Genomic DNA, 24,167 nt, shown 5'->3' with positions numbered 1-24,167 from the left:
CCTCCCCCGGTGTCCGCAACAAGCTCCCGCGCCGCCCTCGCCGACGGCATACGTTTCGCCTTCGGCACCCTCACCGTCCTGCCCGTCACCGTCACCCGCTGGGACCGCGACGCGGCCCGCGCCGGCATGCTGTGCGCCCCGCTGGCCGGCCTGGTCGTCGGGCTCGGCGCGGGCACGCTCGGCGGGGCGCTGACCCTCCTCGGGGCGGGCTCCCTGCCGGCCGCCGTGGCCTCCGTCGCCGTGCCCGCCGCGCTCACCAGGGGTCTGCACCTCGACGGGCTCGCGGACGTCGCGGACGGCCTGGGCAGCGGCAAGGCCGCACCGGACGCGCTGAGGATCATGAAGCAGTCGGACATCGGCCCGTTCGGCGTCGTGACCCTCGTCCTCGTCCTGCTCGCCCAGGTCGCCGTCCTCGCCGAGCTGTACGCGCACTCCTGGGCCAGGGGCGCCCTCGCGGCGGGCGTCTGCGCGGTGACGGCCCGCCTCGCCCTGACCTTCGCCTCCCGCACCGGGGTGCCCGCCGCCCGCCCCGAGGGGCTCGGCGCGGTCGTCGCCGAGACCGTGTCGCCCCGGGCCGCGCTGCTCGTGGGCGCGGTGACCGTGGCGGTGGCGGCGCCGTTCTCGCTCTGGGCGGCGCTCGCCGTCGTCCTGGGCTGCGGGGCCGCCGAGCTGCTGCTGCGGCACTGCGTGCGCCGGTTCGGCGGGGTGACGGGAGACGTGTTCGGGGCGGTGGCCGAGACGGCGGCGACGGCGGCGCTGGTGACCCTGGCCCTCGGCTGAGGCCCGTCGGGCGTAGGCTCGCCCCGGGCTCACCCACCACCCCGTACCAACGAAAGAGGGACCTCACCACCGTGACTGCTCTGACTCTCAGCACCGCCGCGGCCAGCGGCCTGCGCGTCGACGCCATCGTCGTCGGCGTCGCCAAGGGCGACAAGGGCCTGGTCGTAGCGCCCGGCGCGGAGGCCGTGGACAAGGCGTACGACGGCAAGCTCGCCTCCGTCCTGGAGACCCTCGGCGCCGCAGGCGGCGAGGGCGAGGTGACCAAGCTCCCCGCGCCCTCCGGCTTCAAGGCGCCGGTCGTGCTGGCGGTCGGTCTCGGTGCCCTGCCCGCGAAGGCCGACGACGGTGAGGTGTACGACGCCGAGTCGCTGCGCCGCGCCGCCGGTGTCGCCGCCCGCGCCCTCAGCGGCGCGAAGAAGGCCGCGTTCGCGCTGCCGGTCGAGGACGCCGCGGACGCCGGTGTGATCGCCGAGGGCGCGCTGCTCGGCGCGTACTCCTTCGACGCCTACAAGGAGTCCGCCAAGGACCCGAAGAACGGCAAGGCGCCCCTCGCCGAGGTGGCCCTGCTGGGCGGCAAGCCGCGCGACAAGGCGTACAAGGCGGAGATCGAGCGCGCGACCGCGCTGGCCGAGGAGCTCAACCGCGCCCGCGACCTGGTCAACACCCCGCCGAACGACCTCAACCCCGAGGCCTTCGCCGCCGTCGCCCAGGCCGCGGGCAAGGAACACGGCATCAAGGTGCAGGTCCTCGACGAGAAGGCCCTCGTCAAGGGCGGCTACGGCGGCATCCTCGGCGTCGGCGCCGGTTCCGCGTCGGGCCCGCGCCTGGTGAAGCTCTCGTACACGAGCTCCAAGGCCGACAAGCACCTCGCCTTCGTCGGCAAGGGCATCACGTACGACTCGGGCGGCATCTCGCTGAAGCCGGCCGGGCACAACGAGACGATGAAGTGCGACATGGCCGGCGCCGCCGCCGTGTTCGCCGCCGTCGTCACCGCGGCCCGCCTCAAGCTCGACGTGAACGTCACCGGCTGGCTCGCGCTCGCCGAGAACATGCCGTCCGGCTCCGCCACCCGCCCCGGTGACGTGCTGCGCATGTACTCCGGCAAGACGGTCGAGGTGCTCAACACGGACGCCGAGGGCCGCCTGGTCCTGGCCGACGCACTCGCCAAGGCCTCCGAGGAGAACCCGGACGCGATCATCGACGTGGCGACCCTGACCGGCGCCATGGTCCTCGCGCTCGGCAACCGGACGTACGGGATCATGGCCAACGACGACGCCTTCCGCACGTCGATCCACGAGATCGCGGAGGAGGTCGGCGAGCCCGCGTGGCCGATGCCGCTCCCCGCCGACCTGCGCAAGGGCATGGACTCCCCCACCGCCGACATCGCCAACATGGGTGAGCGGATGGGCGGCGGCCTGGTCGCCGGTCTCTTCCTCAAGGAGTTCGTCGGCGAGGGCATCACATGGGCCCACCTCGACATCGCGGGCCCGGCGTTCAACGAGGGCGGCCCGTTCGGCTACACGCCCAAGGGCGGCACCGGTTCGGCCGTCCGTACGCTGGTCCGCCTCGCGGAGCGCACGGCCGCGGGCGACCTCGGCTGACCCGTTCCCGACGTGGAGGAACGGCCCCGGTGCGACGCACGGGGGCCGTTCGCTTTCGACTGAATCCCCGGGTTATGTCACCTCTGCCGCACCTGATCGTGGTGTAACCGGCGTCTCAGACCCCGGCCCGACGTCCCGCATGCCTTCGACAAGTGCGAGGATGGGGGGCGGCAGGACAGGGCCCCACCACAGGGCCGAAGAACGAGCGGCCGAACACCAGCCGCCGCCCGGTCGCCACCCAAAGGGAAAAGGGCGCCCGGCGTACGGCGCACATGCATGGAGGACGTGACGTGGCGAACGACGCCAGCACCGTTTTCGACCTAGTGATCCTCGGCGGTGGCAGCGGCGGTTACGCCGCGGCTCTGCGTGCCTCGCAGCTGGGTCTCGACGTCGCCCTGATCGAGAAGGGCAAGGTCGGCGGCACCTGCCTGCACAACGGCTGCATCCCGACGAAGGCCCTGCTGCACGCGGGCGAGATCGCCGACCAGGCCCGCGAGAGCGAGCAGTTCGGTGTCAAGGCGACCTTCGAGGGCATCGACATCGAGGCCGTCCACAAGTACAAGGACGACGTCATCTCCGGCCTGTACAAGGGCCTCCAGGGGCTGATCGCCTCCCGCAAGGTGACGTACATCGAGGGCGAGGGCAAGCTGTCCTCCCCGACCTCCGTGGACGTCGGCGGCCGGCGCGTCGAGGGCCGTCACGTCCTGCTCGCGACGGGCTCCGTGCCGAAGTCGCTGCCGGGCCTGGAGATCGACGGCAACCGCATCATCTCCTCGGACCACGCGCTGAAGCTGGACCGCGTCCCGCAGTCCGCGATCATCCTGGGCGGCGGCGTCATCGGCGTCGAGTTCGCCTCCGCGTGGAAGTCCTTCGGCACCGACGTCACCGTCATCGAGGGCCTCAAGCACCTCGTGCCCGTCGAGGACGAGAACAGCTCCAAGCTTCTTGAGCGCGCCTTCCGCAAGCGCGGCATCAAGTTCAACCTCGGCACGTTCTTCGAGAAGGCCGAGTACACGCAGGACGGCGTCCGCGTGACCCTCGCCGACGGCAAGACCTTCGAGGCCGAGGTGCTGCTCGTCGCCATCGGTCGCGGCCCGGTCTCGCAGGGCCTCGGCTACGAGGAGCAGGGCGTCGCCATGGACCGCGGCTACGTCCTGGTCGACGAGTACATGCGCACGAACGTGGAGACGATCTCGGCCGTCGGCGACCTCGTCCCGACGCTCCAGCTCGCGCACGTCGGCTTCGCCGAGGGCATCCTGGTGGCGGAGCGCCTGGCCGGTCTCAAGACCGTCCCGATCGACTACGACGGCGTGCCGAAGGTGACGTACTGCCACCCCGAGGTCGCCTCCGTGGGCATCACCGAGGCCAAGGCCAAGGAGATCTACGGTGCGGACAAGGTCGTCGCTCTGAAGTACAACCTCGCGGGCAACGGCAAGTCCAAGATCCTCAAGACCGCGGGCGAGATCAAGCTCGTCCAGGTCAAGGACGGTGCCGTGGTCGGCGTCCACATGGTCGGCGACCGTATGGGCGAGCAGGTCGGCGAAGCCCAGCTCATCTACAACTGGGAAGCGCTGCCCGCCGAGGTCGCCCAGCTCATCCACGCCCACCCGACGCAGAACGAGGCCATGGGCGAGGCCCACCTGGCCCTCGCGGGCAAGCCGCTGCACTCGCACGACTGAGCGGCGTCCGCGCCACCGCGTCGCGACCGGCGACGACCGACCACCACAGACTTCCGCAACTCGGCACCCGTAGTTGCGCATCGTTAAGGAGCAACAGAAACCATGGCGGTTTCCGTATCCCTTCCGGCGCTCGGTGAGAGCGTCACCGAGGGCACTGTCACCCGCTGGCTGAAGGCAGAGGGCGAGCGCGTCGAGGTCGACGAGCCGTTGCTTGAGGTCTCGACCGACAAGGTCGACACCGAAATCCCCTCGCCCGCCGCCGGCGTCCTGGCCTCCATCAAGGTCGCCGAGGACGAGACCGTCGAGGTCGGCGCCGAGTTGGCCGTCATCGACGACGGCTCCGGCGCCCCGGCCCAGGAGCAGGCCCCGGCCGCCGAGCCGGCCCAGCCCGCCCAGGCCGAGCCGTCCACCGAGGCCGAGGCCCCCGCCCCGGCCCCCACCCCCGAGGCGACCGCCGGTTCCGGCTCCGCCGAGGGCACCGACGTGGTCCTGCCCGCCCTGGGCGAGTCCGTCACCGAGGGCACCGTCACCCGTTGGCTGAAGGAGGTCGGCGAGGAGGTCGCGGAGGACGAGCCGCTGCTCGAGGTCTCCACCGACAAGGTCGACACCGAGATCCCCTCCCCCGTCGCCGGTGTGCTCCTGGAGATCACCGTCGCCGAGGACGAGACCGCCGAGGTCGGCGCCAAGCTCGCCGTCATCGGCGCCCCCGGTGCCGCCCCGGCCGCCGCCCCCGCGCAGCCCGCCGCGCCCGCCCAGGAGGCCCCCGCGGCCCCCGCGCCGCAGCAGGCCGCCCCGGCCCAGCAGGCCCCCGCCGCCCCGGCTCCGCAGGCTCCGGCGCCGCAGGCCCCCTCGGCCCCGGCCCCGCAGCAGCAGACCGTCCCGGCGCCCGACCCGGCCCCGTCGCAGCCCGCCCCGGCCCCGGCCCCGGCCGCCGCGCCGAAGGCACCGGCCTCCTCCGCCGCGGACGACGGCGCCTACGTGACGCCGCTGGTGCGCAAGCTCGCCTCGGAGAACGGCGTGGACCTGTCCACCGTCAAGGGCTCCGGTGTCGGCGGTCGCATCCGCAAGCAGGACGTCACGGCCGCCGCCGAGGCCGCCAAGGCGCAGCAGGCTGCTCCGGCCGCCGCCCCGGCCGCCTCCTCGGCGCCGAAGGCCCCGGCCCTCGAGGTCTCCCCGCTGCGTGGCCAGACGGTCAAGCTGCCGCGGATCCGCAAGGCGATCGCGGACAACATGACCAAGGCGCTGCACGAGCAGGCGCAGCTCTCCTCGGTCATCGAGGTCGACATCACCAAGCTGATGAAGCTGCGGGCCAAGGCCAAGGACGGCTTCGCCGCCCGCGAGGGCGTCAAGCTCTCCCCGATGCCGTTCTTCGTCAAGGCCGCCGTCCAGGCGCTGAAGGCCCACCCGGTCATCAACGCCCGTCTGAACTACGACGAGGGCACGATCACCTACTTCGACTCGGAGAACGTCGGCATCGCCGTCGACTCCGAGAAGGGCCTGATGACCCCGGTCATCAAGGGCGCCGGTGACCTGAACCTCGCGGGCATCGCGAAGAAGACCGCGGAGCTGGCCACCAAGGTCCGCACCAACAAGATCGCCCCGGACGACCTGTCGGGCGCCACCTTCACGATCTCCAACACGGGCTCGCGCGGTGCGCTCTTCGACACGGTCATCGTCCCGCCGAACCAGGTCGCCATCCTGGGCATCGGCGCCACCGTCAAGCGCCCGGTCGTCATCGACCACCCGGACCTCGGCGAGACCATCGCGGTGCGCGACATGACGTACGTGACGCTCTCCTACGACCACCGCCTGGTGGACGGCGCCGACGCGGCCCGCTACCTGACGACGGTCAAGCAGATCCTTGAGGCCGGCGAGTTCGAGGTCGAGCTGGGTCTGTAGTACTTCCGAGTACTTTCGGGTACTCAGCCGTACGCATCGGTGGCCGGCTGTAACCAGCCTCACCTGCGGCGCCCCCGTCCGGAGCACATCCGGCCGGGGGCGCCGCCGTATTGTCTAGACGTCAACTCCCTTGGCCCTCCGGAGGAGCCCACATGACCACGCCGGTCGTCCACTCGCTGCGCGAGCAGATCCGCGAGCACATCGTGGAGGGGATCGTCAGCGGCCGCTGGAAGCCGGGTGAGCGGATCGTGGAGCGGCGGATCGCCACCGAGCTGGAGGTCAGCCAGACTCCGGTGCGTGAGGCGCTGCGCGAGCTGGAGTCGCTGCGCCTGATCGAGTCGGCGCCCAACAAGGGCGTGCGGGTGCGCAACCTCTCGGCGGCGGACCTGGAGGAGAGCTACCCGGTCCGCGCGGGTCTGGAGGCCATCGCGGCGGAGCTGGCCGCGGTCCGCCTCGCCGAGGACTGCTCGGCCCTGGAGCCGCACGTCGAGGCGTTGTACCGGGCCGACCGGGAGGCCGACGGGACGGCGCAGGTGCGGCACACGGTCGGCTTCCACCGGGAGCTGGTGCGGGCCGCGGACAACTCGGTGCTGCTGCACACCTGGGAGGGGCTGGGCATCGAGGTCTTCACCGCGCTGTCGATCCGGTGGCTGGGGACCGTGCAGCAGTCGTACGCGGAGGAGCACGAGGAGCTGGTCGCGGCGTTCCGGCGGCGTGATCCGGCCATCGCGGAGCTGGTCAAGGCGCATGTCCTGGGCTGTGCGCCGCGGGCGGGCGAGCGTGACCTGCGTCTCACCGCCGAGCCCCGATAGGGGCACTCGGTGCCCTGGAGCCGCCTGTTTGCGGGCACCCTGTGCCGACTTTCTCGATCTGAAGGGATTTTGAGCCGGAACCCTTTGATCGATCATCGATCACGGAGTTACAGTCGCTGACGGGTCTCCACCGGGACCCCGCCCTGTCCTGCCAAAGACCAAGGGCACCCCCACCCCACCCCCTTCGACTCAGGAAGGCGTGCGGCGACTATGACCGACCCCATGCGCATCCAGCCGAGCGAGCTCGACCAGCTCCCGGACCGCGACCCCGAGGAGACCGCCGAATGGCAGGCCTCCCTGGACGCCGTCACCAAGGCGGCCGGGCCGCACCGCGCCGCGTACCTCATGCGGCGCACCCTGGAGAGCGCCGAGGCGGGCGGCCTGGCGCTGCCGAAGCTTCTTGAGACGGACTACGTCAACTCCATCCCCACCTCGGCCGAGCCGGCCATCGACGGTGACGAGGAGATGGAGCGGAAGATCACCGCGTGGAACCGCTGGAACGCGGCCGCGATGGTGACCCGCGGAAGCAAGCACGGCGTCGGTGGCCACATCGCCACCTTCGCCTCCGCCGCCTGGCTGTACGAGACCGGCTTCAACCACTTCTTCAAGGGCAAGGACTCCAAGGAGTCCCCCGGCTCCGGCGACCAGCTCTACATCCAGGGCCACGCCTCCCCCGGCATCTACGCCCGCGCCTTCCTCGACGGCCGTCTGAACGAGGCGCAGCTCGACAACTTCCGGCAGGAGGCGGGCGGCGACGGTCTGCCGTCCTACCCGCACCCGCGCCGCCTGCCGTGGCTGTGGGAGTTCCCGACCGTCTCCATGGGCCTCGGCCCGCTCTCCGCGATCTACCAGGCGCGCTTCAACCGCTACCTGACCAGCCGCGGCATCAAGGACGTCTCCGACTCCCACGTGTGGGCGTTCCTCGGTGACGGCGAGATGGACGAGCCCGAGTCGACGGCGGCACTCAACCTCGCCGCGCGTGAGGGCCTGGACAACCTCACCTTCGTCATCAACTGCAACCTCCAGCGCCTCGACGGCCCGGTCCGCGCGAACTTCAAGATCGTGCAGGAGCTGGAGGCCCAGTTCCGCGGCGCCGGCTGGAACGTCGTGAAGTCGCTCTGGGGCAGCGCGTGGGACGAGCTGTTCCAGCTCGACACCACCGGCGCCCTGGTCCGCCGCATCCGCGAGGTGCCGGACGCGCAGGTGCAGACGTACCAGACGCGTGACGCCGCGTACATCCGCGAGGACTTCTTCGGCAAGGACCCGGCCCTCGTCGAGATGGCGAAACTGCTGTCCGACGACAAGATCCTGGAGTGCTTCCACCTCTCGCGCGGTGGCCACGAGCCGCGCAAGGTCTACGCCGCGTACAAGGCGGCGCTGTCCCACAAGGGCGCGCCGACGGTCGTCCTGGCGCAGACGGTCAAGGGCTTCACCCTCGGTGAGGGCTTCGCGTCGAAGAACGCGAACCACCAGATGAAGAAGCTGACGACCGACGAGTTCAAGAACATGCGTGACCTTCTTGAGCTGCCGATCTCCGACAGCCAGTTCGTCGACGGCGTGGTGCCCTACGGCCACCCGGGCGCCGACTCCCCCGAGGTCCGCTACCTCCAGGAGCGCCGCGCCGCCCTCGGCGGCCCCGCCCCGGCCCGCCGGACGCAGCCGCTGCCCGCGCTGCCGCAGGCCGCCGACAAGACGTTCGCCTCCTTCGACAAGGGCTCGGGCTCGCAGTCGGTGGCGACGACCATGGCGTTCGTACGGCTGGTCAAGGACCTCGTACGCGACAAGGAGACCGGCAAGCGCTGGGTGCCGATCGTCCCGGACGAGGCGCGCACCTTCGGCATGGAGTCGCTGTTCCCCTCGCTCGGCATCTACTCGCCCAAGGGGCAGACGTACGAGCCGGTCGACCGCGACCAGCTCATGTACTACAAGGAAGCCAAGAACGGCCAGATCCTCAACGAGGGCATCACCGAGGCCGGTTCGATGGCGGACTTCATCGCCGCGTCGACGTCGTACGCGACGCACGGCGAAGCGATGATCCCCTTCTACATCTTCTACTCGATGTTCGGCTGGCAGCGCACGGCCGACCAGATGTGGCAGCTCGGCGACCAGCTCGGCCGCGGCTTCCTGGTCGGTGCCACCGCCGGCCGGACGACGCTGACCGGTGAAGGCCTCCAGCACGCCGACGGTCACTCCCCGGTGATCGCCGCGACGAACCCGGCCGCCCTGTCGTACGACCCGGCGTTCGCGTACGAGATCGCCGCGATCGTCAAGGAGGGGCTGCGCCGCATGTACGGCGAGGCCCACGAGGGCGAGGACCAGAACGTCTTCTACTACCTCACCGTCTACAACGAGCCGATGCCGCAGCCCGCGAAGCCGGCCGGTGTCGACGAGGGCATCGTCAAGGGCCTGTACCGCTTCAACACGGCCGAGACGGCGGGGCTCTCCCCGGTGGCCAACGCGCCGCGCATCCAGCTCATCGGCTCGGGCACGGCGATCCACTGGACGCTCCAGGCGCAGAAGCTGCTCGCCGAGGAGTGGGGCGTGGCCGCCGACGTGTGGTCCGCCACCTCGTGGACCGAGCTGCGCCGGGACGCCCTGGAGGCCGACGCCGCGCTCCTGCGCGGCGAGGAGCGGGTGCCGTACGTGCGCCGCGCGCTCCAGGGCGCGGAGGGCCCGGTCCTCGCGGTCTCCGACTACATGCGCCAGGTCCCGGACCAGATCGCGCAGTGGGTCGAGCAGGACTGGTCCTCGCTCGGTGCGGACGGCTTCGGTCTGTCCGACACGCGTGAGGCGGCCCGCCGTCACTTCGGCGTCGACGCGCAGTCGATCGTCGTCGCGGCCCTCGCCCAGCTCGCCCGGCGCGGTGAGGTCAAGGCGACCGCCGTGAAGGAGGCGCGCGAGCGCTACGGCCTGTAGGAGCCGGTCACGTCCGTGCCCCGTCCCGATTGCCGGGGCGGGGCACGCGTGCGTGAATGGACGGGTCGTCGGGCCGAAGGGCCTCGGGGGGCGCCTGTGGGAGGCATACGCGTGCAGATCTCCAAGACACCGTCCGCGCCCTGCTGGGCCGACCTGTCCACCACGGACCCGGACGCGGCCCGCTTCTTCTACGAGGCCCTGTTCGGCTGGCGTACGCGACCGGTCGAGGGCGCCCGGAACGACGGCTACGGCATGTTCGCCCTGGACGCCGAGGACGGCCATCTCGTCGCCGGGTCGGGCCCGGTGTCCGATCCGCGCCGGCCCGCGGCCTGGCTGCCGTACTTCCAGTCGAGCGGGATCGACGCCGTCACCGCGCGCGTGCGGGGCAATCGCGGCCGGGTCCTCGCCGGTCCCGTGCCCGTCCTCGGCCAGGGCAGGTCGGCGGTCTGCCAGGATCCCGGGGGCGCCGCGTTCGGCCTGTGGGACCCGCTCGCGCACGCCGGTTTCGAGGCGGTGAACGTGCCGAGCAGCTTCTGCTGGTTCGAACTGCTCACCCGGGACGGGCCTGGCGCGGTCGACTTCTACCAGTCGGTGCTCGGCTGGGGCACGCGCGGGCGGCCCCCCGGGGACGGCGCCCCGTACACGGAGTGGACGGTCGCCGACGAGGCGTTCGGCGGAATGGTCGACATGTCGACGCAGGAGTTCCCGCCCGGGATGCCCGCGCAGTGGAACCTGTACGTCGCCGTGGACGCCCCGGACGCCACCGCCGCGCGCTGCGAGGAACTGGGCGGCCAGGTCCTGGTGGCGCCGACGACGACCCCCGTCGGGCGCTTCGCGCGGCTCGCGGACCCGCAGGGCGCGGCGTTCTCGGTGCTGCGCCTCACGGCGGTCTGACACGCCGGGCCCGCTGTCGGTGGGACGGTCCATGATGGCGGCATGCGTGCTGCCCGGCTGATCAAGATGGTGCTGCTGCTCCAGTCCCGGCCGTCGATGACCGCGGCCGACCTCGCGCGTGAGCTGGAGGTCTCCGAGCGGACGGTGACCCGGGACGCGCAGGCGCTCTCGGAGGCGGGCGTCCCGGTCTACGCGGACCGCGGGCGGGCCGGCGGATACCGGCTGATCGGCGGCTACCGGACGCGGCTGACGGGTCTTGCCCGCGGCGAGGCGGAGGCGCTGTTCCTGTCCGGGGTGCCCGGGGCGCTGCGCGAGATGGGGTTGGACGACGCGGCGTCGGCGGCCCGGCTGAAGGTGTCGGCGGCGCTGCTGCCGTCGCTGCGGGACGCGTCGCGCACGGCGGCGCAGCGGTTCCATCTGGACGCGCCGGCCTGGTTCAAGGAGCCCCGGACGCCCGAGCTGCTGCCCGCGATCGCCGAGGCGGTGTGGGACGACCGCGTGATCCGGGTCGCGTACCGGCGCGGGGACCGGCGGGAGGCGCCCGTGCGGCGGGACCTCGAACCGTACGGGCTCGTCCTCAAGGCGGGCGTCTGGTACCTGGCGGCGGCGGTGCGCGGCGGGGACGGTCCTGACCTGCGGGTGTACCGCATCGACCGGTTCACGTCCGCGGAGCCGGGGGACGAGCGGTTCACGCGGGACGAGGAGTTCGACCTGCCCGCGTTCTGGGAGGAGCGGGCGGCGCAGTTCGCGCGGGCGATCCTGCGGGCCGAGGTGGTCGTACGGCTGACGGCCGAGGGGGTCAGGCGGCTGCCGGACGTCACCGATCCGGTCGCCGCGCGGGAGGCCCTGGAGGCGGCGGGGGCACCGGACGCCGAGGGGTGGGTGACGGTGACGCTGCCGGTCGAGTCGCAGGACGTCGCGTACGCCCAGCTCATGGCGGTCGGGCCGGAGGCGGAGGTGGTGGCTCCGGCCGCGCTGCGGGAGCGGTTCGCGCGGGCGGCGCGGCGGATGTGTCAGTGGTACGGGTGAGCGCGGGGGCGTGCCGGTCGCGGGGTGCCCTGGGCATGTGCATGCGTAACGAAGTGGCGCAGGTCCGACGCTCGGCGTGCGCCCCCCGGGCACAGGGCCGATGCTTGTCCCGTGATGGACGAGACCGAGTTCTGGGAGATCGTGGACAGCACCCGCGAGGCCGCCGAGGGCGACCCCGAGGACCATGCCGAGCTGCTCGTCGACAGACTGCTGCGCTCCGATCCCGACTCGGTGCTCGACTTCGCCCGGCACTTCGAGTCCCGCTACAACCGCGCCTATCGCTGGGATCTGTGGGGCGCGGCGTGGGTCCTGCTGGGCGGGGCGAGCGACGACGCGTTCGACTACTTCAGGTGCTGGCTGATCGGGCAGGGCCGGGAGGTCTTCGAGGGCGCGCTGCACGACCCGGACGCGCTGGCGGACCTGCTCCACGACTTCGACGAGGAGGTCGACGGGGACGGCGAGGAGCTCGGGTACGCGGCGGACGAGGCGTACGAGGAGCTGACCGGCGCGGTCGCCGCCGACCTGGGCATCCCCCCGGCCCCGGTGGAGCCGGAGGGCACCCCGATCGACTTCGAGGACGAGGCGGCGCTGGTGCGGCTGTACCCCCGGCTCACGGAGCGGTTCGGCTGAGAGCCTGACTTCGCCCCCCGTCCGCGCCCCGCTCAGGCAGCCTTGATCGCGTCGTCGAGGGCGGGGAAGGCGAACTCGAACCCTGATTTCACCAGCCGGGTCGGCACGGCCCGCGTCGAGCCCAGCACGTCGCCCGCCATCTCGCCGAGCACCAGGCGCAGGGCGGGCGCCGGGGCGGGGAAGAGCGCGGGCCGGTGCAGGACGCGGGCCATCGCCGCGGTGACCTCGCGGTTGGTCGCGGGGTGCGGGGCCGTCAGGTTGACGGGCCCGGACAGGGACGCGGTGTCCAGGATGTGGCGCAGGGCCGCGACGTGGTCGTGCAGCGCGATGTAGGACCAGTACTGGCGCCCGTCGCCCAGGCGCCCGCCGAGACCGGCCCTGAACAGCGGGAAGAGCTTCGCCCAGGCCCCGCCGGCGCGGGAGACGACCAGGCCGGTGCGGGCCATGACCGTGCGGATGCCCGCCTGGTGGGCGGGGGCTGTGGCCGCCTCCCACTCCACGCACACGGACGGCAGGAACCCCTCGCCGGGCGGGGCGGACTCGTCGACCGCGCGGCTGCCCGTGGACCCGTAGTAGCCGACGGCGCTGCCGTTGAGGAGGGTGCGGGGCGGGTTGGGCAGGGCGGCGGCGGTCTCGGCGAGGAGGGTGGTGCCGAGGACGCGGCTGTCGCGGATCTCCCGCTTGTACCCTCCCGTCCACCGGTGGTCGCCGACCCCGGCCCCGGCGAGGTTGACGACGGCGTCGCAGCCGTCGAGGCGGTCCGCGTCGATGTCTCCCTTCTTCGGGTCCCAGCGGGCCTCGTCGGCGGCGCGTGGGGCGCGCCGCACCAGCCGCAGCACCTCGTGTCCGTCGGCGGTCAGGGAACGGACGAGGGCCGAGCCGATGAGCCCGGAGGCGCCCGCCACCGCGATACGTGTCATGCCTCCATCTTGCCGGTCGTACAGTGACCCGCATGTCGCAGCAGCAGCCCCGCATACGTTTCGCCGTGCCGGACGACGACGAGGCCCTGGGCCGCCTCGACCGGGACACGTGGTCGTACCTGCACGCGGTCAAGCCGCCGGAGCGACCGCCCTACCCGCCGTTCTTCACCGAGCGGTTCGGCCCGCGCGACCACGTCGTCGCGGAGCTCGACGGGCGTGTCGTCGGCTACATCCGGCTCGGCCGCCCCACCGCGCTGGCCGCGAACGCGCACGTCCGGCAGATACAGGGGCTCGCCGTCGCCGCCGAGGCGCGCGGGCACGGCCTGGGCAGGACCCTGGTGCGGGCGGCGGTCGAGGAGGCCCGCCGCCAGGGCGCCCGGCGGATCACGCTGCGGGTGCTCGGGCACAACACGCCCGCCCGCAAGCTGTACGAGGCCGAGGGCTTCGTCGTGGAGGGTGTGCTGCCCGGCGAATTCCTGCTCGACGGCGCCTATGTGGACGACGTGCTGATGGGTCAGGAGCTGCGCGGCGGCGCCCGGTGGCATGCGGAGGCGCCCGACTCGTAGCAGGGTTGACGGCGTACGCCCGTCGCGAAGGGAGTCCGCCGGCATGACCTGGCCCGTGGGGCGCCGTCGTGACGACGGGGAGGAGCGCGCCTGGCTGCGCGGGGCGCCGCCGCCGCGCTGGGTGCGCTGGCTGCCCGTCGTGCTGTTCGTCGGGCTCTGCGCCCTCCAGGCGGCCACCGAGAGCCATCTGGAACTGGGTTTCCTGCTGGCCGCCCTGCCGCCGCTCGCCGCCCTGTCGTACGGCCCGGCGGCCACGGCGCTGCTGAGCACCCTGATCGTCCTGGTGCTCGCCCTGCCCTCGGCGCACTTCGGCCGCCCCGGCAACAGCGACGTGCTGACCGTGACCTTCGTGTCGGTGCTGAGTGTGTTGATCGCCTGGGTGCGCAGCCGCCGCGACGAGCAGCTCGTCACGGTGCGTACGGTCGCGGAGGCCGCCCAGTTCGCGGTGTTGCCGCCGCTGCCCGAACGGGTGGGGTCGGTGCGCTGCGCGGGTCTGTACCGGGCGGCGCAGCGCGGGGCGCTGGTCGGCGGGGACTTCTTCGACGTGCGGCGCGGGCCGCACGGGGTGCGGGCGGTCGTCGGCGACGTACAGGGGCACGGCCTGTCGGCGGTCGGCACGGTGGCGGGGCTGCTCGGCGCGTTCCGGGAGGCGGTGCTCGACCAGCCGGACCTGGCGGGTGTCGCCGCGCGCCTCGACCGCCGGCTCGTGGTGGACGCGGCGCAGGAGGAGCATCCGGAGCTGTTCGCGACGGCGGTGTTCCTGGAGTTCCCCGACGACTCCCCCGTGGTCCGTGTGCTGTGCTGCGGCCATCCGCATCCGCTGCTGCTGCGTGCCGGACGGGTGACGGAGCTGCCCGTCGCGCCGGGGGCGCCGCTGGGCGTGGGCGTGGCGGGGCTCGAACCGCCCGAGCCGCTGACGGTCGGCCTGCGCGCCGGGGACCGGCTGCTCGCCCTGACGGACGGGGTGACCGAGGCGCGGGACGCCGCCGGCCGCTTCTATCCGCTGACGGCGCGGCTGCCGGGCTACGCCACCGAGGATCCCGCCGCGCTGACCGACGCGGTGTGGCGGGACGTGGTGCGGTTCGCGGGGACGGTGCGGGACGATCTGACGCTGCTCGTCTTCGCTCCGGACACCCCGGCCGCGCCGCCCTCGGAGCGAAATGTGAACGTTGGTCCATGACATACCTGGGACTCCCGCGCCGCCCGGGGCGTCGCCGTGGCGCGACCGCCGTTTCCATCCTGCTGCTGCCGTTGACGCTGTCCTCGCTGGCCGCCTGTTCCGACGACGACGACACGGCCACGCCTCCGGTGGCCTCGCCCGCGGCTACGGCGAGCGGCGCGCGGTGCGTGACGGACGTGCCCGCCCCCGACGACGGCGCCGACGCGGCGCCCGCGGCGACGGGCACGTACACGCTGGACAGCGGCGAGAGGGCGGCCCCGCGGGGCAAGGCGTTCAAGGCGCGGAAGGCCGACCGGTCTGCGGTGCTCGTCTCCGGGTCCGGAGCGCTGTCGACGCGTGACTCGCGCCTGGTCAAGCGCGGTGCCACCTCGTCCGTCGAGGCGTCCGGCGGCCACGGCCTGAACGCGGCGGCGCTCGCCCGCGACGGCGGCAGCCTCTCCCTGTCCGGTGGCCGGATCACCACCCAGGGCAAGGGCGCCACGGCCGTGTTCGCGTCGGGGAAGGGCGCGCGGGCCCGGCTCAGCGCCAACATCGTCAAGACGGGGAGCACGTCCGCGCGCGGCGTCATGGCGTCGTACGGGGGCGAGGCCGATCTGCGCTACGTGCAGATCGACACGGCGGGGGCGCAGGCCGCGCCGATCGCGACCGGTCCCGGCGGGGCGAAGGTGACCGTGTCGGGCGGCACGATGACGACGGCGGGCTGCGGTTCGCCCGGCGTGCAGACGGCCGGTGACGTGTCGGTCTCCGGGACGCTGTTCGACCTGGCGAACTCGGAGGCGTTCACCGTGGAGTCCGGGGGCTCGCTCTCCCTGAAGGACGTACGGGCCACGGCCGCGGCCGGTGGCGTGGTACTGCGGGGCGACGGCGAGACGTCGTTCTCGATGTCGGGCGGGTCGATCCAGGCGGCGGACGGCGACCTGTTCTCGGTCCGGCAGGCCGTGGCGGACATCGAGGTGAGCGGGGGCGCCGAGCTGAAGACGAAGGGCGGGGTGCTGCTGCGGGTCCGCGACAAGGGGGTCGTGACGTTCGCGGCGGACAACGAGAGGCTGAAGGGCGACGTCCTCGTCCCCAACGGCTCCGCCGTCCTCGACCTGACCGGCTCGACCAGGCTGAACGGGGCGGTCGCGGGGGCGACGATGACACTCGGCGCCCGCACGCGGTGGTCGGTGGCCGGGGACTCGTGGGTCAAGGGCCTGGATCTGGGCTCCGGGGCGAAGATCGCCGACGTGATCGACGGGAACGGCTACTCGGTGACGTACGACCGGGCCGCCAGCCCCGGCCTCGGCGGAAAGACGTACCGCCTGAACGGCGGCGGCACGCTGCGGCCCGCGTAGAGCGCCCTTCGCGGTCCTCTCCGGGCGGGTCAGTCGCGGCCCTGGAGGCGGGCGGCCCGGGTGCGGATCGCGGGGAGTTCGCGCATCAGGGCCTCGCCGGGGCAGGCCGTCCGGTAGCCGTCTCGGTGGCCCGCGATCGCGTGGAAGTCGGCGGCGGTGCCCTTCTCGAACCGGCTCAGGCTGTTGCTGGACACCAGCCGCACGGTGGAGCGCGGGTCGATCCCGGACAGGCCGAGCTTCCACGCGGCGAGCGCGGCGATCGACTCGGCCATCGCCTTCGGCACCGGCGTGCCCTCGGTGAACGTGCCGATCGCGGCGATCCCGGCCGTGTTCCGGTTGAACCCCTGCGTGTGGGCGCCGACCACGGGCCGGTCGACGCCGCCGGCCCGGCCCTCGTAGACGGTGCCGCAGCGGTCGACGAGGAAGTTGTAGCCGATGTCGTCCCACTCCTTGCCGCCGGCCTGCCCCGCGTAGACGAAGCGGACGATGCCCGGGGCGTCGGCGCACGCGTAGTCGTTCGGCGAGTCGGTGTGGTGGATGAAGACGGCGACGACGCGGTCCGCGTACCGGACGGGGTCCCGGTGGTAGGGGTCCGTTCCGGACAGCCACTTCGCACGGGGCACGATGCGCGGCTCGGGGGCGGTGTGGCCCTCGGCGGCGGTGCGGGCCACCGTGCCGGAGTCCTTCGCCCCCGGCCGGGTGAGCAGCACGACGCACAGCACGAGGAGCCCGAGGAGCAGACCCCCGAGCACCCAGCGCCACACCCTCCGCAGGACACGCACGCCTCCACTCTCCGGCGCCCGCGCGCTGTGCGGTCGACCACATGTCGGCCAGTTGGCGGAACCGTCGCGGGCTCCGCGGTCGTTTGTTACCGATATGGACCCCCGGATACCTGTCCTCGACATCGCGCTGCTCGTGCTGGCTCTCGGCTACGCCGTCTCCGGCTACCGGCGCGGTCTGCTCACGGGCCTCGTCTCCCTGGCCGGGTTCGTCGGCGGCGCCGTGGTCGGCGTATGGCTGCTGCCGTTCGTGCGGGACGCCGTCACGCCCGGGACGTCGACGGCCACGGTGGCCGCCGTGCTGACCGTGCTGGTCCCCGCGGTCGCCGGGCAGGCGCTGGCCGGGCGGCTCGCGGTGCGGGTGCGCGGCGGGATGGACCGGGCGCCGGGGCCGCTGCGGGTGGCGGACGGGGTCGGCGGCGCGGCGGCGGGCGCGTTGGCCGTGCTGGTCGTGGCGTGGGTGGCGGGCAGCGTCCTCGCGGCGTCGTCGTCGCCGGCCCTGAACCAGGCGATCCGGGAGTCGACCGTGCTCGGCGCGGTCCAGGACCGGATGCCGTCCTCGACCCCCGCCTGGTTCTCGCGGGCCACCGGGGCGCTCACCTCGGCGGGGTTCCCGCAGGTCTTCGACCCGTTCGCCGCCGAGCCGTCGGCCGAGGTCGCGAAGCCCTCGGGGGACAACGTGACGGCGGCGGCGACCCGGGCCGCGCAGCGCTCCACCGTCAAGGTGGAGGGCGCATCGGGCACCCAGGGCCGCGAGGGCAGCGGTTTCGTGTACGCGGCCGAGCACGTCATGACCAACGCCCATGTGGTGGCGGGCATCGACGCCCCGTCGGTCCGGGTCGGCGGCGTCGGCCGCGCGTACCCCGCGAAGGTGGTCCTGTTCGATCCGGACAAGGACGTGGCGGTGCTGTACGTGCCGGATCTGCGGGCCCCGGTCCTCTCCCTCGACGACAGCGCCTCGCGCGGTGCCGCGGCGGTCGTCGCGGGCTACCCGGAGAACGGCGGCCTCGACCTCCAGGCGGCGACGGTCGCCGACACCGTCCGGGCGGGCGGCCAGGACATCTACGGCACCGGGAACGTCACCCGGCAGATCTACTCGATCCGCTCCACGGTGCTGCCGGGCAACTCGGGCGGCCCCCTGCTGACGACGGACGGCCGGGTGTACGGGGTGGTGTTCGCGCGGTCCACCTCGGACGCGGGGACGGGTTACGTGCTGACGGCGGCCGAGGTCTCGCCGGACGCGCGACGTGCGGCGAGGGCGACGACACCGGTCGACACGGGTTCGCTGGTCTCGTCGTAGGCGCCCCGAGTCGATACGGCTGACAGAGCTGACAGGGCTGACAGGCCGAGGGGGGCGCCCAGGGCCCGGTGGGGGCGCGTCCCCACCCGTCGCGTGCCCCCGTGCCGCCCCGACGCGCCACCGCCCCGGAGCCTGCCGCGGACCTAACCTCGACCCCGAACCCGGGTATTCCGCGGCCTTGTTGCGGGCATGACGCCTCCGAGACGAGCCGTGGCCGGCCGCGCAACTCTGGGAGGGGCACGTGTGGGAGCCCGCGCACGCAGACGCAGGGGCCGTCGTCGTCGTAGGGGCCGGGGTCGCGGGACTCGCGGCGGCCCGGCACCTGACCAGGGCGGGTGTGCGGGTCCTTGTCCTGGAGGCCGGGGGCGGGGTCGGGGGCCGGATGGCGACCGAGAAGGTCGACGGGTTCCGGCTGGACCGGATCGGGCAGCCGCTGTCCACGTCCTACCCCGAACTGCGCCGGGCGCCCGGCCTCGACGGTCTCGTCCTGCGTCCCTTCTCCCCCGGCGTGCTGGTGTACAGCGAGGGCCGTCGTCATCGGACGGGCGAACCGGCCGACCCCCGGCGCACAAGGGGCGCACTCAGCACTGCGCGCGCCCTCGCGAGCGCCCCCCGGACGCCGCGCGGTGTCCGGCCCCCGCTGGGCGGTCCCCTGGACCACGCACGGCTCGGCGCGGCGCTCGCACGCCTCGCCGCCACCGAACCCGCCCGCCTGCGCACCCGCCCCGAACTCCCCATCGGCAGCGCCCTGTCGGCGCGCGGCCTGCCCGCCAGGACCCTGCACGGCTTCGTCCGCCCGCTGCTGTCGGCCCTGCTCTGCGATCCGGAGCTGACGACGTCCAGCCGGTGCGCCGATCTCGCGCTGCACGCCTACGCGTCGGGCCGCCTCGCCGTACCGGAGGGCGGCGCGGACACGCTGCCCGAACTGCTCGCCGCCGGTCTGGAGCCGAACACCGTGCACACCGGCGTCCGGGTCACCGCCGTCGCCGCGAACTGCGTGACCACCGCCGAACACGGCCGACTGCGGTGCCGCGCCGTGGTGCTGGCGACCGACGCGGTGGCCGCCGCCGAGCTGCTGCCCGGTCTGCGCGTGCCCGCCTTCCACCCGGTGACCGTCGTGCACCACGCCGCCCCCGAGCCACCGCTCGCCGAGCCCGCGCTGCTGCTCGACGCGGACCGGCTCGGGCCCGTCGCCCACACCTCCGTGATCAGCCAGGTCGACCCGGTCCGCGCCCCGGCCGGGCGGGCGCTCGTCTCGTCGACGGTGCTCGGTCCCCCGCCGCCCGAGCACGAACTGCGGGTGCACCTCGCCGCCCTCTACGGCACGTCGACGCGGAGCTGGGAGACCCTCGCCGTCCACCACGACCCGCGCGCCGTGCCCGCGATGCCCGCGCCGCACGACCCCCGCCGCCCCGTCCGGCTCCTGGACGGCCTCTACGTCTGCGGGGACCACCGGGAGACCAGCACGGTCCAGGGCGCCCTCCACTCGGGCCGCCGCGCCGCCCACGCGGCCCTGGCCGACCTCGGCGTCCGCCGCCCCGCGGCCGGGCCGCCCCCGGAGCCCCGCGCCGACGAGGCGGCCTGACGGCCAGGGCCTGTCCGCGAACTCCCGGCTCAGCCCAGCGCCGCGACCTTCTCCCGGTACCCCCGGACGGGCCCCGCGTCGCGGTACGGCTCAAGGCGGCGCTCGAACTCCCGCACGTACTCGTGCGCCCGCACCGAGCGCATGTCCGCGGCGGCGGCAGCCGCCTCCGCGCCGAGGGCGCACGCCGCGTCCAGCTCCCCGAGGCCGAGCCGGGCGGAGGCCAGCACGATCCGGCAGAACAGCCGGCTCCGCGCGAACCCCGGCGCCCGCAGCCGCAGCGACCGCTCCGCGTGCTGCGCCGCGGTCCGGTAGAGCTGGAGGTCGCGGTGGCAGTGCCCGAACTCGTCCGCCAACTGCGCCTCGTCGAAGAAGCGCGCCCAGTACGGCACGTCGTCCCCGGTCCGCGCCACTTCGAGTGCCCGCTCGGCCCGCGCCAGCGACGCCGTACAGGCCCGCACCTCGCCGAGGACACCGTGCCCGCGGGCCTCCACGGCGTGCAGCAGCGCCTGGAGCAGGGCGGGCGCCGAGCTCCCGACGCCCTGCTGCGCGACCCGCGCGAGCTGCACCGCCTCGCGGCCGTGGCCGAGGTAGACGGCCTGGCGGCTCATGGTGAGCAGCACGTAGGCCCCGTACATCCGGTCGCCCGCGGCCTGCGAGAGCCGCAGCGCCTGCACGAAGTACCGCTGGGCGAGCCCGTGCGCCGCGATGTCGTACGAGGTCCAGCCCGCGAGCCGGGTGAGGTCCGCGACGGCGCCGAAGAGCCGCCGCCCGGTCTGTTCGCCGTACGTGCCGCGCAGCATGGGTTCGGCCTCGTGCTCCAGGTAGCGCACCAGCGCCTGGCGCGCGTGCCCGCCGCCGTAGGCGTGGTCGAGCGCGCGGAACAGTTCGCCGACCGAGCGGAGCGCCGCGATGTCGCCGCCGGTCACCCGGTGGCCGGGGCCGCGCTCGGTCTGGGTGCGCTGGCGGGGCACGGCGGGCCGCCCCTGGAGCGGGACGCGGGGGGTGACCTCGCCCCGGGTGACCCGGTCGTCGGCGCGGCCGATCAGCCAGTCGCGGCTGGGCACGACGAGCCCGGCCGGGGTGAACGCGATCTTGCGGAGTTCGGCGTGGCTGCCCGAGTCCTTGCGCCACAGGCCGCTGACGATGTCGACGGCCTCCTCGGGCGATCCGGCGAACTCCAGGCCCGCGTAGACGGGCGCGCAGGCGTCGAGCCCGAGGTCCTGCGCGGAGAGGCGGCGGCCGAGGCGGCGGGTGAACACCTCGGCGATCAGCGCCGGGGTCGTCCCGCGCGGCTGCTGTCCGCGCAGCCATCGGGTCACCGATGTCTTGTCGTAACGCAGGTCGAGGCCGTGTTCGAGCCCGAGCTGGTCCACGCGGCGCGCGAGGCCCGCGTTGGAGAATCCTGCCTCCGCGATGAGCGCGGCGAGCTGGCGGTTCGGTGTGCGCTGCGGAGGTCGTTCCGTCATCAGCTGTGCGGTCTCCTGCCTTCTGGGCCGGGGTGCAGCCCTCATGGAACGGCGTGAATGTAGCGGCGATACCGGCCCTCGATGGGGCCTTCACGGCGCCTTCATCCGATCGTGTGACGAATTGCGCAAGGAGTGGACGGAACGGGCCCCGCGCGGGAGGGGGACGGGGCGGTCCGGAGGCCGCCTCCGCTCGGTCATACGATGCTTGTGCGCTACACCCAGAAGTAGCCGGACGTACTGGAAGTACGTGAGTACCTGAAGTACCCGGAAGGTCCTGCCCGTGCCTCACATCGTCATCGACTACTCCGACGGCCTCGCCGGCACGGTCGACGTAGCCGCCCTCGTCGCGGAACTCCACCCCTTCGTCGTCGAGCGCGTGCGCTCGGTCGGCGTCGGCAAGACGTTCGCCCGCCCCAGCGCCACCTACGTGGACGGCGTCGCCGCGCCCTTCCTGCACGTGGAGGTCGGGCTGCTGCCGGGCCGCCCGCAGTCGGTGAGGACCGCGCTGAGCGAGGACGTCCTGGCCCTGCTCGACAAACACACGTCCGCGGCCCCCGGGATCACGTGCTCGGTCGAGGTCCGGGACCTGGACGCGTCCTACCGCCTGTTCCCCACCCACTGACCTCCGGTGCGAGCGCCGTACAGTGGTTCGGGGCGCGATATATGCACGGTGAAGGTTTTCGAGGGAGGCGCTTGCCGTGAGTGAGTTCCGGTTCGTCCGCATGGGGTTCGGTGCGGACATGGTCGAGTACCAGGTCGCCTGGGACGAGCAGCGCCGTGTGCACGCCGCCCGTTTCGCCGACGAGGTGCCCGACACCTGTCTGCTCCTGGAGCACCCGGCGGTCTACACCGCGGGCCGGCGCACCGCGCCCGAGGAGCGCCCGCTCGACGGCACCCCCGTGATCGACGTGGACCGCGGCGGCAAGATCACCTGGCACGGCCCCGGCCAGCTCGTCGGCTACCCGATCCAGAAGCTGCCCCGCCCCGTGGACGTGGTCGCGCACCTGCGCCGCCTGGAGGACGCGATGATCGCGGTCTGCGCGGAGTTCGGCATCGAGACCTCCCGGGTCGAGGGCCGCGCCGGCGTCTGGGTCCTCGGCGACCCGGTGGCGGAGCGCCCGAAGCTCGGCGGCCTCACCCTCGACTTCGATCCTCGCGCGAACGACCCCGAGTTCGACCCCCGGCTCAACGGCCCGGAGTACGCCCCCTCGAACGCGGGCCAGCGCCGCGAGGACCGCAAGATCTGCGCCATGGGCATCCGCGTCGCCAAGGGCGTCACGATGCACGGCTTCGCGCTGAACGTGAATCCGGACACCTCGAACTTCGACAAGATCATCCCGTGTGGCATCCGCGACGCCGGTGTCACCTCGCTCTCGTACGAGCTGGGCCGCGAGGTCACGATCGACGAGGTGCTGCCGGTGGCCGAGAAGCATCTGCGGGCCGTCCTGGAGAACGCGGACCTGCGACCGCGCCCCGTCGAGAAGGCGACGGCGTAACCGCTCCCGAGGCCCCGGGGAATGGACCCCGAAGGCCAGAGGTTGGCCATCCGTAAGGGCCATGAACATCACGGGCGTACCCTGAGGTACGCCGAGGAATCAAAGCTTTAGGGAGCCGGTCGTGTCCGCAGTCGCACCCGACGGACGCAAGATGCTGCGCCTGGAGGTCCGTAACGCTCAGACCCCCATCGAGCGCAAGCCCGAGTGGATCAAGACCCGGGCGAAAATGGGCCCCGAATACACGAAGATGCAGAACCTCGTGAAGTCCGAGGGCCTGCACACCGTCTGCCAGGAGGCGGGCTGTCCCAACATCTACGAGTGCTGGGAGGACCGCGAGGCGACGTTCCTCATCGGCGGCGACCAGTGCACGCGGCGCTGCGACTTCTGCCAGATCGACACCGGCAAGCCCGAGGCCCTCGACCGTGACGAGCCGCGCCGCGTCGGCGAGTCCGTCGTCACGATGGACCTGAACTACGCCACGATCACCGGCGTCGCCCGCGACGACCTGGAGGACGGCGGCGCCTGGCTGTACGCGGAGACGGTGCGCCAGATCCACGCGCAGACCGCGGACCGCGCCGAGGGCCGTACGAAGGTGGAGCTCCTGGCCCCCGACTTCAACGCGGTCCCCGAGCAGCTCGCCGAGGTCTTCTCGTCCCGCCCCGAGGTCTTCGCGCACAACGTCGAGACGGTGCCGCGGATCTTCAAGCGCATCCGCCCCGGCTTCCGCTACGAGCGCTCCCTCAAGGTCATCACCGAGGCCCGCGAGTACGGCCTGGTCACCAAGTCCAACCTGATCCTGGGCATGGGCGAGGAGCGCGCCGAGGTCAGCGAGGCGCTGCGCCAACTGCACGACGCGGGCTGCGAGTTGATCACCATCACGCAGTACCTGCGGCCGTCCGTGCGCCACCACCCCGTGGAGCGCTGGGTCAAGCCGCACGAGTTCGTGGAGCTCAAGGAGGAGGCCGAGCAGATCGGTTTCTCCGGGGTCATGTCGGGCCCGCTGGTCCGCTCCTCGTACCGCGCCGGGCGGCTGTTCCAGATGGCCGTGGAGAAGCGCGGCGCGTACGTCGCCTCCCAGGCGGTCTGACCGCCCGGTGAGGCAGTGTGTGTGAATTCACGCACAAGTGACTACCGCTCAGTATCGGCCGAGAAGACGCGGTCCCGACCGTCCCCGCAGATGAGGACGGCCCTCGGGACCGCGTCCCCGTTCGGGGAGCGGCCGACAAGGCTTCATGGGCGTTTGACCGCCCGGTCACGCCCTGGTAACACCAATCAGTGACGCTGTACTCACACCTCGTACA

At 73.1% G+C, this 24,167-nt stretch carries 20 protein-coding genes; 17 read left to right on the top strand and 3 right to left on the bottom strand.

Features of this window, described 5'->3' with window-relative positions; all coding sequences use genetic code 11:
* Positions 1–9: 9 nt before the first annotated feature.
* The 9 genes from cobS (at position 10) to ACIRF8_RS06470 (ending at position 12,240) form a co-directional block, all read left to right on the top strand.
* Positions 10–780, top strand: coding sequence for an adenosylcobinamide-GDP ribazoletransferase (gene cobS / locus ACIRF8_RS06510; RefSeq protein WP_404211444.1), 771 nt, complete (start codon positions 10–12; stop codon positions 778–780).
* A gap of 71 nt (positions 781–851) precedes the next feature.
* On the top strand, positions 852–2,381 hold the full coding sequence (locus tag ACIRF8_RS06505) for a leucyl aminopeptidase (RefSeq protein WP_404211442.1): 1,530 nt from the start codon (positions 852–854) through the stop codon (positions 2,379–2,381).
* 290 nt (positions 2,382–2,671) lie between these two features.
* The gene (gene lpdA, locus ACIRF8_RS06500) at positions 2,672–4,060 is read left to right on the top strand and encodes a dihydrolipoyl dehydrogenase (protein WP_404211440.1); all 1,389 of its coding nucleotides are present in this window, start codon (positions 2,672–2,674) and stop codon (positions 4,058–4,060) included.
* A gap of 102 nt (positions 4,061–4,162) precedes the next feature.
* Positions 4,163–5,959 carry a 2-oxoglutarate dehydrogenase, E2 component, dihydrolipoamide succinyltransferase gene (gene sucB / locus ACIRF8_RS06495; protein WP_404211439.1) on the top strand — a complete coding sequence of 599 codons (1,797 nt, stop codon included), beginning with the start codon at positions 4,163–4,165 and terminating at the stop codon, positions 5,957–5,959.
* Positions 5,960–6,111: 152 nt separating this feature from the next.
* Positions 6,112–6,771, top strand: a complete 660-nt coding sequence (locus ACIRF8_RS06490) for a GntR family transcriptional regulator (RefSeq protein ID WP_404211437.1) — start codon at positions 6,112–6,114, stop codon at positions 6,769–6,771.
* Positions 6,772–6,981: 210 nt separating this feature from the next.
* Positions 6,982–9,687 carry a pyruvate dehydrogenase (acetyl-transferring), homodimeric type gene (aceE, locus tag ACIRF8_RS06485; protein ID WP_404211435.1) on the top strand — a complete coding sequence of 902 codons (2,706 nt, stop codon included), beginning with the start codon at positions 6,982–6,984 and terminating at the stop codon, positions 9,685–9,687.
* A 111-nt stretch (positions 9,688–9,798) separates the two neighbouring features.
* Positions 9,799–10,581 (top strand): VOC family protein, encoded by a 783-nt coding sequence (locus tag ACIRF8_RS06480; RefSeq protein WP_404211433.1) that lies wholly within the window; start codon positions 9,799–9,801, stop codon positions 10,579–10,581.
* Between the two features lie 42 nt (positions 10,582–10,623).
* Positions 10,624–11,610, top strand: a complete 987-nt coding sequence (locus ACIRF8_RS06475; protein ID WP_404211431.1) for a helix-turn-helix transcriptional regulator — start codon at positions 10,624–10,626, stop codon at positions 11,608–11,610.
* Positions 11,611–11,724: 114 nt separating this feature from the next.
* On the top strand, positions 11,725–12,240 hold the full coding sequence (locus ACIRF8_RS06470; protein ID WP_404212319.1) for a DUF4240 domain-containing protein: 516 nt from the start codon (positions 11,725–11,727) through the stop codon (positions 12,238–12,240).
* A 32-nt stretch (positions 12,241–12,272) separates the two neighbouring features.
* Here ACIRF8_RS06470 and ACIRF8_RS06465 read toward each other — a convergent pair whose 3' ends face one another.
* The gene (locus ACIRF8_RS06465) at positions 12,273–13,160 is read right to left on the bottom strand and encodes a TIGR01777 family oxidoreductase (RefSeq protein ID WP_404211429.1); all 888 of its coding nucleotides are present in this window, start codon (positions 13,158–13,160) and stop codon (positions 12,273–12,275) included.
* Positions 13,161–13,192: 32 nt separating this feature from the next.
* On the opposite strand from ACIRF8_RS06465, the gene ACIRF8_RS06460 reads away from it, so the two are divergent.
* Genes ACIRF8_RS06460 through ACIRF8_RS06450 form a run of 3 tightly spaced genes read left to right on the top strand, consistent with a single transcriptional unit; the run spans position 13,193 to position 16,240 of the window.
* On the top strand, positions 13,193–13,726 hold the full coding sequence (locus ACIRF8_RS06460) for a GNAT family N-acetyltransferase (RefSeq protein WP_404211427.1): 534 nt from the start codon (positions 13,193–13,195) through the stop codon (positions 13,724–13,726).
* Positions 13,727–13,769: 43 nt separating this feature from the next.
* On the top strand, positions 13,770–14,906 hold the full coding sequence (locus ACIRF8_RS06455; protein WP_404211425.1) for a PP2C family protein-serine/threonine phosphatase: 1,137 nt from the start codon (positions 13,770–13,772) through the stop codon (positions 14,904–14,906).
* Positions 14,903–16,240, top strand: coding sequence for a hypothetical protein (locus ACIRF8_RS06450; protein WP_404211423.1), 1,338 nt, complete (start codon positions 14,903–14,905; stop codon positions 16,238–16,240). Before ACIRF8_RS06455 ends, ACIRF8_RS06450 begins: the two co-directional genes overlap by 4 nt.
* A gap of 29 nt (positions 16,241–16,269) precedes the next feature.
* Here ACIRF8_RS06450 and ACIRF8_RS06445 read toward each other — a convergent pair whose 3' ends face one another.
* Entirely contained in the window at positions 16,270–17,022 is a 753-nt protein-coding gene (locus ACIRF8_RS06445; RefSeq protein WP_404211421.1) for a peptidoglycan recognition protein, read from the bottom strand.
* Between the two features lie 106 nt (positions 17,023–17,128).
* On the opposite strand from ACIRF8_RS06445, the gene ACIRF8_RS06440 reads away from it, so the two are divergent.
* Positions 17,129–18,319 (top strand): MarP family serine protease, encoded by a 1,191-nt coding sequence (locus tag ACIRF8_RS06440; protein WP_404212317.1) that lies wholly within the window; start codon positions 17,129–17,131, stop codon positions 18,317–18,319.
* A 241-nt stretch (positions 18,320–18,560) separates the two neighbouring features.
* Positions 18,561–19,904, top strand: a complete 1,344-nt coding sequence (locus tag ACIRF8_RS06435; RefSeq protein WP_404211419.1) for an NAD(P)/FAD-dependent oxidoreductase — start codon at positions 18,561–18,563, stop codon at positions 19,902–19,904.
* Positions 19,905–19,933: 29 nt separating this feature from the next.
* Here ACIRF8_RS06435 and ACIRF8_RS06430 read toward each other — a convergent pair whose 3' ends face one another.
* Positions 19,934–21,370, bottom strand: a complete 1,437-nt coding sequence (locus ACIRF8_RS06430; protein ID WP_404211417.1) for a regulator — start codon at positions 21,368–21,370, stop codon at positions 19,934–19,936.
* Between the two features lie 280 nt (positions 21,371–21,650).
* On the opposite strand from ACIRF8_RS06430, the gene ACIRF8_RS06425 reads away from it, so the two are divergent.
* The 3 genes from ACIRF8_RS06425 to lipA all read left to right on the top strand — a co-directional run bounded on the left by ACIRF8_RS06425 (position 21,651) and on the right by lipA (position 23,953).
* Positions 21,651–21,992, top strand: a complete 342-nt coding sequence (locus ACIRF8_RS06425) for a 5-carboxymethyl-2-hydroxymuconate Delta-isomerase (RefSeq protein ID WP_404211415.1) — start codon at positions 21,651–21,653, stop codon at positions 21,990–21,992.
* Between the two features lie 76 nt (positions 21,993–22,068).
* Positions 22,069–22,866 carry a lipoyl(octanoyl) transferase LipB gene (gene lipB / locus ACIRF8_RS06420; protein WP_404211413.1) on the top strand — a complete coding sequence of 266 codons (798 nt, stop codon included), beginning with the start codon at positions 22,069–22,071 and terminating at the stop codon, positions 22,864–22,866.
* Between the two features lie 121 nt (positions 22,867–22,987).
* Positions 22,988–23,953 (top strand): lipoyl synthase, encoded by a 966-nt coding sequence (gene lipA, locus ACIRF8_RS06415; RefSeq protein ID WP_404211411.1) that lies wholly within the window; start codon positions 22,988–22,990, stop codon positions 23,951–23,953.
* Positions 23,954–24,167 lie beyond the last annotated feature (214 nt).

Origin of the sequence: Streptomyces sp. NPDC102406 (genome assembly GCF_044765725.1) — a bacterium.
In the GTDB taxonomy this organism is placed as follows: domain Bacteria; phylum Actinomycetota; class Actinomycetes; order Streptomycetales; family Streptomycetaceae; genus Streptomyces.
This window is presented reverse-complemented; position numbering and strand designations above follow the sequence as displayed.